Below are 12,693 nucleotides of genomic sequence, written 5' to 3' on the forward strand. Positions count from 1 at the left end.
GCCGATCAGTGCAGCGTGTGCGGCTTGTCGTCGTCTTCATCTTCGTCCACGACTTCGAGGCCGTTTTCACCGTGCACGTGGCCGTGCTCGATTTCTTCAGCCGTAGCTTCGCGAACTTCAGTGACCCGCAGCTCGAAGCGCAGTGCCATGCCGGCCAGCGGGTGATTGCCGTCCAGCACAACCTTGTCTTCCGCCACGTCGGTGACGGTGTAGACGATGGCATCTTCCTCGTCGCCATCTTCGGGCACGCCTTCGAACTGCATGCCAACTTCGAGCGGCTCCGGAAAGCGATCACGCGGCTCGATCTTGATCAGTTCTTGATCGTAGTCACCGAAGGCGTCATCCGGCTCAAGCTGCAGTTTTGTCTCGAAGCCTTGCTCCTGGCCGTCCAGCGCTTCCTCGATCTTGGGGAACGTGCCATCATAGCCGCCGTGCAAATACACCATCGGCTCATCGGATTCCTCGATGACGTTGCCCTGCGCGTCGGACAGTTTGTAAGCCACCGACACCACCGTATTCTTCGCGATTTTCAATTGCGCACTCCATGAACGAAGTCCCATTATACGCTGCCGATGGCGGCGTCCAACCCGCCCTTCCGATAGAGCGTCCGGCGCAACTCCTGGGCGGGCTTTCGCCGCGCGATTTCATGCGCACGCACTGGCAGAAAAAGCCTCTGCTGATCCGGCAAGCACTCCCTCCGGAAGAGATGCGTGCACTGCACTTTCCACTATCACCAGAACGTGTACTTGCCCTGGCTGCGCGTCCCGACGTCGAGTCCCGCCTGATTGCGCAATCGCGCGGGCGCTGGTCGTTCAACCACGGCCCCTTTGACGAACGTCCGCTGCCTTCCCGCAAGACGCGCAACTGGTCGGTGCTCGTGCAAGGCGCAAACCTCGTCGAGCCGGCAGTCGAGGCGCTCATGCAGCGTTTCCGATTCATTCCCGACGCGCGGCTCGATGACGTGATGATCAGCTTCGCCACCGACGGCGGCGGCGTCGGCCCGCACTTCGATTCGTACGACGTGTTCCTGCTGCAGGCCCACGGCAAACGCCGCTGGCGCATTTCCGCCCAGGACGATCTCACACTCGTCCCCGATCTACCGCTCAAAATCCTGGCCAACTTCCAGCCGGAAGAGGAATTTGTGCTCGAGCCCGGCGACATGCTGTATCTGCCCCCGCACTACGCGCACGATGGCGTGGCCGAGGGCGACTGCATGACGTACTCGATTGGTTTCCGCTCACCCTCGTACCGCGAGCTGGCCGGCCACTTCTTGGGCTTCCTGTCGCAAACGCTGGAAGACGATCCCAACTTCGAAGGCCGTTACGCCGACCCCGAACAGAAACCCACGGCCCGCCCCGGCGAACTGCCGGCTGCCATGGTCAAGGCGCTTGCCCAGAAGCTCAACGCATTGCGCTGGACGCCCGAACTCGTCGGTGAATTCCTCGGCGCGTACCTTTCCGAGCCAAAGGATCACGTCGACTTCGTCACGCAGCCCCGTTTGCCGCTCGCCCGCTTCACAGCCCGGGCGCGCAAGGAAGGCATCGTGCTCGACGCCCGCACGCAGGCACTGTATGACGCGCACCACTTCTGGATCAACGGTGATACGTTCGAGCCTTCGGGAACGCTGCTTGCGTGGCTCTCCGCGTTGGCAGACGCACGTCGTGTCAGCGGTGCTTCTATTGATGCGGCGGCCGGCTTACCGGATCTGATGGATACGCTGCATGCATGGTACGAAGAAGGCTGGCTTAGGCTGGCCGGCCCCGCGCAGCGATAATTCCGCGCTGAAACAGATCGTTACAAAAGCGTCTGAATCGCACGTGCGTCAGCCCCGACTCCGCTACACAGGGTAGGTAAAGCTCGCTATAATCCGACGCTAGCTTGCAGGCCGAGCAGCCCTCGTGCGACTTGGCTGCCAGCATAGAAGAAGGTGTAGTACCTGAGCGATAATTACCGGTAATTATTCATCGCCTTTCTGTTGTCCGCTTTCCATATTCAGTTTAAGGATCGAAAAAATGAAAAAGTCTCTCCTGATCGCCTCGCTGATGGCTGCTGTGGCTCTGGCTGCTTGCGGTAAGAAGGAAGAAGCTGCTGCTCCGGCCGCCGCTCCGGAAGCGTCGGCTCCGGCCGCTGCTGCTCCGGCTGCTTCGGACGCTGCTGCTCCGGCCGCCCCGGCTGCTTCGGACGCTGCTGCTCCGGCTGCCTCGGACGCTGCTGCATCGGCTCCGGCTGCTGACGCTTCGGCTCCGGCTGCTAAGCAATAATCGCGCTTCTCGCGAGACAAAAAAGCCGACCTCCGGGTCGGCTTTTTTCATGGGCGCAATCTGGCGCTGGAGCATTCTGGCTGCAACTCCGTGGCCCATCCGCCATTCAAAGTTGTTTCTGAATCTTACAAGCCGTTTCGATCGAACCTAGCGCCCTCAAACGGTGCGCCAGAGCAGCCCCTCTTCCTGATCCGCGATCGGCACGTCTTCCACACTAGCTCCCAGGGGCACGGCGATCGCCTCAGCAGCCAATAACGGCGTGTTGTTCTGCTTGGACAGATGCGCAGCCACCACCGTATGCAACGCGTCGTGGCGCACGCGCGTGAGGATCGCGGCGGCGATGTCATTGGCCAGGTGGCCAAAATCTCCACCGATACGACGCTTCAATGACCACGGATAGGCTGAATTGGCCAGCATCTCGCGGTCGTGGTTGCATTCGAGTACGAGGGCGTGCATGCCCACTAGACGGGTGCAGAGGTATTCCGTCGACATGCCGGCATCGGTCAGCACACCCAAGCGCCTCGCACCGTCATTGAAAACAAACTGCAGCGGCTCGCGCGCGTCGTGCGGCACGGTGTACGGCAATATCTGCAGATCGCCGACACAGAACATATCGTCAGCGCGGCAGAAACGCACTGCCGCCCGGTCGGCACCGCGCAGGTTTTCCGTGGCGCGATACGTGCCGTGGCTGGTCCAGACGGGGATATTGAATTTGGTGGCAACCGCATAGGCGCTGCCAACGTGATCGCTATGCTCGTGCGTGACGAGGATGGCGTCGAGGGATTCCGGCGTACAGCCCAAGCGTTCGAGCCGCTGAACGGTCTCGCGGATACCAAACCCGCAATCCAGAAGAATGCGCGTGCACGTCGCTCCGCTCGAGGATTCGACGAGCAGCGCATTCCCTTCACTGCCACTGCCAAGGCTGGCGAATCTCAGTGTCATCGCCCACCCAGGCAGCCGTACTCCATGATGCCGATTACCGCAGTTGCTCGTCGAGCAGCGACAGGATGCGCTTGCCGATGTCGCCGGTCTGCGCCGAGCCATCGTCGTTCTGCACCAGAACCGTCGACGACGTGCCCGCGTCCTTCACAACTACGCGGTAACGCTTGGCGCGTTTGAGGTCTTCGATCTTCGTGCCCGAGAACAGGCGCGAGAAGAAGCCCGGTGCGTTGGCTTCAGCACGCGTATCAGCATAGCGGACGAAGTACACGCCTTGCGAGCGGTCGCGATCATCCACGGTGAAGTTCACGCGGTCCAGTGCCAAGCCCACGGTACGCCAAGCGCGATCGAAGGGCTCCGGCACCTGCAGGACCGGCTGGCCATTCGATTGCGTCAGCAACGACGGGCCGGTACGCGGCGCCGGTTCAGCCTTCGTGCCGTCTTGCACCGGGTGCGCAGCCTGTGTTTGCGCAAGCTTCTGCTGCGCAGCTTCCTTGCTGGCGCCCAGACGCTGCATCAGGCGCGAGAGGAATTCGGCTTCGAGTTCCGGATCGGCCGGACGCGGAGTCCACACGGTCTGGTCCTTGGACGAACCGACCAGTTGTTCCTGGGCGCCGCGGTGCGAGATGTAGACCTCGACCGAACCATTCGGACCCTTCTCAATGCGGGTGCGGAATTTGTCGCGCTCCGACGTCGAGTACAGGCCATCGAACACCTTGCCGACAGTGCGGCGGATGATGTCCTGCGGAATCTTCGCCCGGTTCTCCGCCCAATCGGTTTCCATGATGCCGGTCTCGGGCGAGTCGATCACCAGCAGGAAGCCGAGTTCTTGCCAGAACGTGCGCAATTGCGGCCACAGGGCGTCCGGCGTGGTCTTCACGACCAGCCAGCGCTGATTGCCATCGCGCTCGATGCGCATGTCAGACACGGCGGGCAGCACATTGTCGGTGCCCGAACCAGGCGTCGTGACCTTGGGCGCAGTCGACGTGTAGGCCGAGAGCGTGGTCGTGCCCGTATCAGGCGCGGCATAGCGGCGGTCAGCCTGGATGCCGGTCAGGTCGGGCGGGACTTCAAGCGTCGGGCCTTTCTTTGCCTGCGATTTGTAATCGATGCGGTCCGGCTGCATCACCTCATTGACGGTATCGCAACCGGAAATCAGGGCAACCGACAGCGCGGCCAGCAACAGTTGAGCGGACGTCGCCACAGCCCCGCGACGGGTTTGGTGCAGTTTCATTGACTTGCGATCCTTCAGATGAGAACGATGGCTTAAGGGCCCAGAAGCGTCTGGAGGGGACCTTGAAACAATCAGGAGAGCAGCCCGGCATCCTTCAGGGATGCGCGCACAACCTCGTGATACTGGGATGCCAGCGGCGTCAACGGCAGGCGAATGCCGCCTTCCATCTTGCCCATGGCCTGGAGCGCCCACTTGACGGGAATCGGGTTCGACTCCACGAACAGATTCTTGTGCACCGACAGCAGTTGCATATGAATACGGCGAGCCGTTTCCACGTCGCCGCGCATGGCGGCCACGCACAGCTCGTGCATGGCGCGCGGCGCTACGTTGGCCGTCACGGAAATGTTCCCGTGGCCCCCCAGCAGCATCAGCGCAATGGCCGTCGGGTCATCCCCGCTGTAAATCTTGAACGAGTCCGGAGCGCCCTTGATGAGGTGTGCGGCGCGGTCAATGTTGCCGGTGGCTTCCTTCACGCCGATGATGCCCGGCACTTCGGCCAAACGCAGCATGGTTTCGACCGTCATATCGGCCACCGTGCGGCCCGGCACGTTGTACAGGATGACAGGCAGATCAACCGACTCGGCCACCTTGCGGAAGTGCAGGTACATCCCTTCCTGCGTCGGCTTGTTGTAGTACGGCACGACCTGCAGGGAGGCATCTGCGCCGACCTGCTTTGCGTAGGCCGTCAGCTCGACCGCCTCAGTTGTGGAGTTGCCGCCGGTGCCTGCAATGATGGGGACGCGCTTGTTGGCCTGCTCGACCGCCACGCGGATCAACTCACGGTGCTCTTCGACCGACACCGTCGGCGATTCACCGCTGGTGCCGACGATCACGATGCCGTCGGTGCCTTCGGCGATGTGCCAATCGATGAGCTTGCGCAGGGACGGAAAATCAAGGCTGCCGTCCTCGTGCATGGGCGTGACGATGGCGACGAGACTGCCGGAAATCTGGATCATGGTTTCGAAAGCAGACAAAAGCGTGAACGTAAACAGTCGGATTGTACCGGATCGTCAGAACGGATTCGCCACATCTGAGACCCGCCAAGAGACGGGTAAGCCGCCGTCCTCAGCAACTTCAAAGTGCGTAGCGCGGCGCAACCGTCCCAGCAGGTTCTCGAACTGCGCAAACCCGCTGCATGTAAGCTTCTCGGGGTGACTCGAGAAAGCCATCCTCGTAGCCAATTACCCGCAACTGGCCGCGCACGGCGTCGAGCAGTTCGCCGGGCGCCAGCAGGAACGCAGGATTGGACGGCTTCCCGACGGTTTCGTTTCCGACGGCAAAGGTTTCGTAGATCAGGCGGCCGCCCGGCGCGACGGCCGCCAGCAAGCGCGGCCAGAGCGGTCGGTGCAAGTAATTCGTGACGACGACGGCATCGAAAGTGGCACCGGCGGGCAACGGCCACGGGTTCCCTTCGATGTCGGCGACGATGGTTTGGGCGATGCCCGCCAGGCCCGAAAGCGCCGCCGTATCGCGGTCGATGCCCGTCACCTGCAGGCCGCGTGCAGCGAGCCAACGTACGTGGCGGCCGCTGCCGCAAGCCACATCCAGAACGGAGGTGCCGGCAGGCAGTTCAGCCGCCCAACGCGCCACCCACGGCGATGGCGCAGCCAGCGTGTGCGGATCCAATGCGACAGCAGACATCACCGGCCCATCAGCTATACGTCAGACCCATCGCCTCGCGCACCTCCCGCATGGTCTCTTGCGTGACCTTGCGAGCGTTGTCGCAGCCATCGGCGATGATGGCGCGCAGCAGGGACGGATCGTCCATGTATTTCTGCGCGCGTTCGAGCATCGGCTGCTGTTCGCGCAGAATGCCCTCGATCACGGGTTGCTTGCACTCCAGGCAGCCGATGCCGGCGCTGCGGCAGCCCTTCTGCACCCATTCTTTCGTGTCGGCGTCGGAGTAGACCTGGTGCAATTGCCAGACCGGGCACTTGTCCGGGTCGCCCGGATCAGTGCGGCGCACGCGGGCCGGGTCGGTCGGCATGGTGCGGACCTTTTTCTCGACGGTTTCCTTGTCCTCGCGCATGCGGATCGTGTTGCCGTACGACTTGGACATCTTCTGGCCGTCGAGACCCGGCATGCGGGAAGCCTCGGTCAGCAGCACCTGCGGCTCAGGCAGGATGATCTTGCGGGCACCTTCCAGGTAGCCGAACAGGCGTTCGCGGTCGCCCATTGAAAGGCTCTGCGACTCGGCCAACAGCGCGCGCGCCTGCTCCAGAGCCTCGTCTTCGCCACGCTCCTGGTACGCGGTGCGCAGTTCCAGATACAGCTTGGCGCGCTTGCCGCCGAGCTTCTTGGCCGCTTCCAGCGCTTTCTCCTCGAAGCCCAGCTCGCGGCCATAGAGGTAGTTGAAGCGGCGGGCAACTTCGCGCGTCATCTCGACGTGCGGCACTTGGTCTTCGCCCACCGGGACAAAACCGGCGCGGTAGATCAAGATGTCGGCGGCCTGCAGCAGCGGGTAGCCGAGGAAGCCGTAGGTGGAAAGGTCCTTCTCCTTGAGCTTCTCGATTTGATCCTTGTATGTCGGCACGCGCTCAAGCCAGCCCAGCGGCGTGCCCATCGAGAGCAGGAGGAACAGCTCGGCGTGCTCGGGCACACGGCTCTGGATGAACAGCGTGGCCTGTGTCGGATCGACGCCGGCAGCAAGCCAGTCGATCAACATTTCCCACACCGATTCCGCGATCACCTCGGGCGACTCGTAGTGCGTGGTCAGCGCATGCCAATCGGCGACGAAGAAGAAGCACGGGTATTCGGCTTGCAGCCGGACCCAGTTTTTCAGGACGCCGTGGTAATGCCCCAGGTGCAGAGCACCGGTCGGACGCATGCCGGAGAGAACGCGGTCAGGAAACATGTGGGAAATGGAGTTGAAGACTCAGGAAAACAGCATCTGCAGCGGGCTCAGAATCCACTGCAGCAGTTGAAACAGCAGCGCCATGATTGGGCGCATCCAGACATTGGTGATGACGTTGGAAATGATCAACGCCATCACGATGAAAAAACCGAACGGTTCGATGCGCGACAGGCCAAGCGCCATCCGAGGCGGCAGGAGTGCTGCCAGCACGCGCCCGCCATCGAGCGGGGGCAGCGGAAACATGTTGAACGCCGCCATCACCATATTGACGAGAATGCCAGCGCGAGCCATGCCAATCAGGAACGGCTCGTTCACCCCGCCCATCGCGAACACAACTGCCAGCACGCCCCAGAAGATCGCCTGGACAAAGTTGGTGGCCGGCCCCGCCAGGGCCACCCACATGCCATGCCAGCGCGGATCGCGTAGACGGCCGAAGCGCACCGGCACAGGCTTGGCATAGCCGAACACGAAAGCGCCTTTTGTTGCGAAATAGAGCAGCAACGGCATCGCAATCGTGCCGATGGGATCGATGTGCCGCAGCGGATTAATGCTGATGCGGCCCATGACATAGGCCGTATCGTCGCCGAAATGCTTGGCGACATAGCCATGCGCCGCCTCATGCAGCGTGATGGCAAACAGCACGGGAATCGCGTAAACCGCGATGTTTTGGATCAGTGTGGGGTCCATAGGCGGGCTATTGTAGCAAGCGCGCGCCACGGCACGGCGCCACCGAAGCGCGCGCCAAGGCCTCGCCTACAGGCCCACGCGGGCCGAATCACCCCGGCCCTGGCGCACGAGTTCAGGCTCGCCGCTCGTCAAGTCAATGACCGTAGTCGGTTCTGCCGGGGCCGGGCCGCCGTCGATGACGAGTTCGAGCTGCTTTTCAAGCCGATCCCGAATGGCCTCTGCCTCGTTGAGCGGTTCGTCGTCGCCGGGCAGCTGCAGCGTGGCCGAGAGCAGCGGCTCACCCAGTTCGGCCATCAGCGCGAGGGGAATCGCGTGTTCCGGTACGCGCAGGCCAATTGTCTTGCGCGACGGGTGCGAGAGCCGGCGCGGCACCTCCTTGGTCGCCTCCAGCAGGAAGACGAACGGCCCCGGCGTCGCCGCCTTCAGCACGCGGTACTGCTTGTTGTCGACGCGCGCAAACGTGGCCAGCTCGGAAAGGTCGCGGCACATCAGCGTGAGGTGGTGCTTTTCGTCGATGCCGCGCACGCGGCGCAGGCGCTCGACGGCCGATTTGTCGTCCAGATGGCAGGCGAGCGCGTAGCAGGAATCGGTGGGCAGCGCGACCAAGCCGCCGGCTCGGATGATCTCCGCGGCCTGGCGAATCAAGCGTCCTTGCGGGGTGGTCGGGTGAATTTGGAAGAACTGGGACATGGCCGCCGCGTGATCAGGACATCCACCGGCTCCACACCGGCGTCAGGTTGTCGGGCAGCGGCGGCAGCGTGCCGAGTTCGACGCGGCCCTCGCCCGGGCCGTGGAAGTCTGAACCGCGTGACGCCAGCAGACCGTAACGGCGGGCCACGTCGGCGTACAACGCATATTGGTCGGGCGTATGGCTGCCGGTGACGACCTCGACGCCCTCGCCCCCTAGCGCTTTGAATTCATCAAACAGCGCGCTGTGCTCGACCAGCGACAGCGTGTAACGCCCAGGATGCGCCATCACCGCGACACCGCCCGCGCCCTTGATCCAGTTGATCGCGTCGGCCAGGCGCGCCCAGCGATGCGGCACGTAGCCCGGCTTGCCGTCACCCAGGTAGCGGTCAAACACTTCATGGATGTCGCGGCAGTGGCCATGCTCGACCAGGAAGCGGGCGAAATGGGTGCGCGAGACCATGTCGGGATTGCCGGCGTAGCCCAACGCACCCTCGTAGGCGCCTTCGATGCCGAGCTTGGCAAGCGCAGCGCTGATGTCTTCGGCGCGCGCGCAGCGGCCGGAGCGCGTGCGTTCCAGCCCCTGGACCAGATCGGCGTTGTCCGGATCGATGCCCAGGCCGACGATGTGCAGCGTGCGCCCCGCCCAGGTCACGGAAATCTCTACGCCCGAGAGGTAATCCATGCCCAAGGCCGTTGCGGCTTCGCGTGCGGCGGCCTGCCCACCCACTTCGTCGTGGTCGGTCAACGCCCAGAGCGTCACACCGTGGGCGGCAGCGCGCGCGGCCACTTCTTGCGGCGCAAGCATGCCGTCTGACACCGTGGAATGGCAGTGCAGATCGGCATTTCGGGCGGAGGCGGCAGAGATGTTTGGCATTCCGCCATTTTACTGCTGCGGCGCGCAACCGGGGGCCTCACCCCGCCAAGGAACGACATTCGGAAGACCCGACTGCCCATGGCGGTGTTCGCGGTGCGCCGCTTGCTGCAGGCTATAGTGGCCGCATTGTTTCGTTCTCGACGCTTTGCCATGACTTCCGCCGCTACATTCGCCACCGATTTCCCTCAGCCCGTGGAGCAACGCATTGACGTGCTCGTCGTGGGTGCGGGGCCCGTGGGCCTATTTGCAGCCTTCCAGGCGGGCGTGCTCGGCATGTCGTGTGTGCTGGTGGATGCATTGGACCGCCCGGGCGGCCAATGCACGGAGTTGTACCCGGAAAAACCGATCTATGACATCCCTGCGCTGGTTTCGTGTACGGCGCAGGAACTCGTCGACCGGCTAATGGCCCAGTGCGCGCCGTTCAACTACCCCATTCTCTGCGGTCGCCGCGCGGAAACCGTGGAAACGCTGGAAAGCGAGCACGGCCAGCGCTTTCGCGTCACCACCAGCGCTGGCGACGTGTTCGATTGCGCCGCCGTACTCATCACGGCAGGCAACGGCGCGTTCACCCCACAGCGCGTGGCTTTGCCTGAAGCGGCCGCGCTGGAGGGCCGCCATCTGCACTATGCCGTGCGCGACACTGCGCGCTTTGCGGGCAAGCGCGTCATCATCGCCGGCGGCGGGGATTCCGCGCTCGACTGGGCGCTCGCGCTGCGAAAAGTGGCCGCACGCGTGACGCTGGTCCATCGGCGAGAGGGCTTCCGCGCAGCGGATGCGAGCGTCGCAGAAATGCGCGCTGCCGTCGCCGCCGGCGAAATGGATTTCGTGCTGGGCATGCTTTCGCGTCTGGACAGCACGCCCGACGGCACACTCACCGGCGCGGCCATCCGGGGGCGCGATGGCGAAACCGTTCTGCCCTGCGATGAACTGATCGCGCTGTATGGTCTGGTTTCCGAGCCGGGCCCGATTGTCAACTGGGGGGTAGAGATGCGCGCGGGCCGCATCACGGTGGAAACGACGGCGTACGAGACGTCGCGCCCGGGCGTGTTCGCGGCGGGCGACATCGCGCTGTATCCGAACAAGCAGAAGCTGATTCTGTCGGGCTTCCACGAGGTGGCGATGGCGCTGCGCCGTGCGTACCGCTACGCGAATCCGGACAAGACGCTCGTGCATACGCATTCGAGCAACGACGCGGGGCTGCAGACGAAGCTGCATGTGGCTGCCGAGTAGGTCGTCCGCATGCGCGCGCTATCGCTCTACGAAACCGTGCTCGGCGCGCGATACGCGCAACTGGCGCCGGCGGTGCAAACGTTCCACCGAATGACCGGCGCAGTGACGCTGCACGGTGAAGTTGAAACAGATCCGCCCGCCTCGCGCCTCGCACGCGGGCTTGCTTGGTGCATCCGCACGCCGCGCACATCGACACGCGGCCCGATTCGCGTCACGCTCGACGCCGCTGCCATGGAAGAAACCTGGACGCGCCATTTCCCGCGCCACACGATGCGCTCAACGTTGTCGCTGCATGAGGGGCGCATCACGGAACGGCTCGGTGCGGCGCGTCTGTTCTTTGCGCTGGAGGCGGAGCACGGCGTGTTGCGGATGCGCCTGGAAGGTTTGCGCTTCCTCGGTGTCCCGTGCCCAGCGTGGCTGCGGCCGGCCGTGTTGGCAGAGGAATCCGGGAAGGGTGACCGCTTCCACTTCAACGTACGCGCCAGCGTGCCCTTGCTGGGCGTGGTTGCGGCATATCGAGGTTATCTCGACCTGACAACGGTGGGGCGCGAATGATCGTTGTCTACGATGCGCACTGCCTGCTGTGCAGCGGGTCCATCCAGTTTCTGCTGCGACATGATCGGCAAGGCGTGCTGCGTTTCGCATCTATGCAGGGCGCAACCGGACGGCAACTGCTCGCCCAGGCTGGCGTGAATCCGGATGACGTGGATACCGTGCTCTTCGTGCGAGACGGCCGTGCATGGCGTGAAAGCGCCGCCGTCCTGCGCATCCTGCATGCGCTCGGCTGGCCGTGGCGGTTGGCATGGATCGGCTGGCTGGTCCCGGCAACGCTGCGCGACGCGTTGTATCGCCGTGTTGCTCGCAATCGCTATCGGTGGTTTGGGCGGTCAGACACTTGCATCCTTCCACCGCCCGGTGCGGCACAGCGATTTCTCGATTGACCCTGCCGCTCAGCGCTGCAAACAGAACTCTTCGATCAGCGCGGCCACCTGTTCCGGCTGATCGTGGTGCAGCATGTGCCCCGCATCCGCAATCAGCACCTCACGGAAATCAGGAAACGCCGCAAAGCGCGTCTTGAACTCGGCCAGCGGCACATCGCCCGCGATGGCCTTCAAGGTGGGCGACTCGACTGCCTCGACGTGCAGCACGGGCGCGGCCACACGGCGCCAGATTTCCATCACTTCATCCAGCCGATAAAGCTGCGGATTGATGATCTTGTGCGCAGGGTCGCCAAGAATCTCCCAGCGGCCCTCGGCATTCTGGCTCGACCAGTGCTGCGCCAGAAATGCCGCCTTGTCGGCCGGCAGACGAGGATTGGTCTTCTGCAGGCGCGCGGCGACGTCGTCAACGGTGGCGTAGGTGTTGAGGCGCGGCTTGTCCTTCAGCTCGTCAAGCCAGCGCGCATAGCGGCGCGGCGCCTGCGATGCCTTCGACGCCGACATGCCGAAGCCCTCCAGATCCACGACGCGCCGCACGCGCTCGGGTCGGATACCCGCGTACAGGCAAACCACGTTGGCGCCCAGGCTGTGCCCCACCAGCGTCACCTGCCCCTCCGGCTGGTAGTGATCGATGATGGCTTCGAGATCGGCCACGTAATCGGCAAACCAATAGCTCTCGACGCCGGGCCCCTCGGTGGGCCGGGCGGTCTGGCCGTAGCCGCGCCAATCCGGCGCCACGATATGCCAGCGCTCGCGCAGCGCATCGACCAGAAACTGGAACGACGCCGACACATCCATCCACCCGTGAAACAGGAACAAGATGGGCGCCCCCGGCTCGCCCCATTCGCGGATGTGGTAGCGCAGGCCGCGCACGGGTAGATAGGTCGAGCGGGAGGCCTGACGTGCGGCAGGCTGTGTGGTGGAGTCCATGGTTTCCGTCACCGAATAGAAATCGAACGATCGTTCTTTTTCCGGCGATTATAGCG

The 12,693-nt window shown here is 63.7% G+C and carries 15 protein-coding genes; 5 read left to right on the top strand and 10 right to left on the bottom strand.

Translation table 11 applies throughout. The annotated features are described in order from the left end of the window. Positions 1–5 precede the first annotated feature (5 nt). Complete coding sequence (locus BM136_RS08890) at positions 6–533, bottom strand: FKBP-type peptidyl-prolyl cis-trans isomerase (RefSeq protein ID WP_092971515.1); 528 nt, start codon at positions 531–533, stop codon at positions 6–8. 11 nt (positions 534–544) lie between these two features. On the opposite strand from BM136_RS08890, the gene BM136_RS08895 reads away from it, so the two are divergent. Then, positions 545–1,774, top strand: a complete 1,230-nt coding sequence (locus tag BM136_RS08895; RefSeq protein ID WP_092971516.1) for a ribosomal protein uL16 3-hydroxylase — start codon at positions 545–547, stop codon at positions 1,772–1,774. Between the two features lie 238 nt (positions 1,775–2,012). Beyond that, entirely contained in the window at positions 2,013–2,261 is a 249-nt protein-coding gene (locus tag BM136_RS08900) for a hypothetical protein (protein WP_092971517.1), read from the top strand. A gap of 156 nt (positions 2,262–2,417) precedes the next feature. On the opposite strand, the gene BM136_RS08905 is transcribed toward BM136_RS08900, so the two are convergent. The 8 genes from BM136_RS08905 to BM136_RS08940 form a co-directional block, all read right to left on the bottom strand. Then, entirely contained in the window at positions 2,418–3,203 is a 786-nt protein-coding gene (locus tag BM136_RS08905; RefSeq protein WP_092971518.1) for an MBL fold metallo-hydrolase, read from the bottom strand. A 34-nt stretch (positions 3,204–3,237) separates the two neighbouring features. Next, on the bottom strand, positions 3,238–4,434 hold the full coding sequence (gene bamC, locus BM136_RS08910) for an outer membrane protein assembly factor BamC (RefSeq protein ID WP_092971519.1): 1,197 nt from the start codon (positions 4,432–4,434) through the stop codon (positions 3,238–3,240). A 71-nt stretch (positions 4,435–4,505) separates the two neighbouring features. After that, positions 4,506–5,390, bottom strand: coding sequence for a 4-hydroxy-tetrahydrodipicolinate synthase (gene dapA / locus BM136_RS08915; RefSeq protein ID WP_092971520.1), 885 nt, complete (start codon positions 5,388–5,390; stop codon positions 4,506–4,508). A 118-nt stretch (positions 5,391–5,508) separates the two neighbouring features. Then, entirely contained in the window at positions 5,509–6,075 is a 567-nt protein-coding gene (locus BM136_RS08920; RefSeq protein ID WP_092971521.1) for a class I SAM-dependent methyltransferase, read from the bottom strand. A 10-nt stretch (positions 6,076–6,085) separates the two neighbouring features. Beyond that, the gene (locus tag BM136_RS08925; protein WP_092971522.1) at positions 6,086–7,288 is read right to left on the bottom strand and encodes a tryptophan--tRNA ligase; all 1,203 of its coding nucleotides are present in this window, start codon (positions 7,286–7,288) and stop codon (positions 6,086–6,088) included. A 21-nt stretch (positions 7,289–7,309) separates the two neighbouring features. Continuing rightward, complete coding sequence (locus BM136_RS08930; protein ID WP_092971523.1) at positions 7,310–7,975, bottom strand: site-2 protease family protein; 666 nt, start codon at positions 7,973–7,975, stop codon at positions 7,310–7,312. A 66-nt stretch (positions 7,976–8,041) separates the two neighbouring features. Next, complete coding sequence (locus BM136_RS08935; RefSeq protein WP_092971524.1) at positions 8,042–8,665, bottom strand: L-threonylcarbamoyladenylate synthase; 624 nt, start codon at positions 8,663–8,665, stop codon at positions 8,042–8,044. A gap of 13 nt (positions 8,666–8,678) precedes the next feature. Continuing rightward, positions 8,679–9,539 carry a 3',5'-nucleoside bisphosphate phosphatase gene (locus BM136_RS08940; RefSeq protein ID WP_092971525.1) on the bottom strand — a complete coding sequence of 287 codons (861 nt, stop codon included), beginning with the start codon at positions 9,537–9,539 and terminating at the stop codon, positions 8,679–8,681. Positions 9,540–9,689: 150 nt separating this feature from the next. On the opposite strand from BM136_RS08940, the gene BM136_RS08945 reads away from it, so the two are divergent. Genes BM136_RS08945 through BM136_RS08955 form a run of 3 tightly spaced genes read left to right on the top strand, consistent with a single transcriptional unit; the run spans position 9,690 to position 11,710 of the window. Beyond that, on the top strand, positions 9,690–10,769 hold the full coding sequence (locus BM136_RS08945) for an NAD(P)/FAD-dependent oxidoreductase (RefSeq protein WP_092971877.1): 1,080 nt from the start codon (positions 9,690–9,692) through the stop codon (positions 10,767–10,769). Between the two features lie 9 nt (positions 10,770–10,778). Then, the gene (locus BM136_RS08950; RefSeq protein ID WP_092971526.1) at positions 10,779–11,324 is read left to right on the top strand and encodes a DUF4166 domain-containing protein; all 546 of its coding nucleotides are present in this window, start codon (positions 10,779–10,781) and stop codon (positions 11,322–11,324) included. After that, positions 11,321–11,710, top strand: coding sequence for a thiol-disulfide oxidoreductase DCC family protein (locus BM136_RS08955; protein ID WP_092971527.1), 390 nt, complete (start codon positions 11,321–11,323; stop codon positions 11,708–11,710). The genes BM136_RS08950 and BM136_RS08955 overlap by 4 nt, the downstream gene beginning before the upstream one ends. A 9-nt stretch (positions 11,711–11,719) precedes the next feature. Here BM136_RS08955 and BM136_RS08960 read toward each other — a convergent pair whose 3' ends face one another. Then, positions 11,720–12,637 (bottom strand): alpha/beta fold hydrolase, encoded by a 918-nt coding sequence (locus BM136_RS08960; protein ID WP_092971528.1) that lies wholly within the window; start codon positions 12,635–12,637, stop codon positions 11,720–11,722. Positions 12,638–12,693 lie beyond the last annotated feature (56 nt).

Source organism: Ralstonia sp. NFACC01, from assembly GCF_900115545.1.
Taxonomy (GTDB): Bacteria; Pseudomonadota; Gammaproteobacteria; order Burkholderiales; family Burkholderiaceae; genus Ralstonia; species Ralstonia mojiangensis.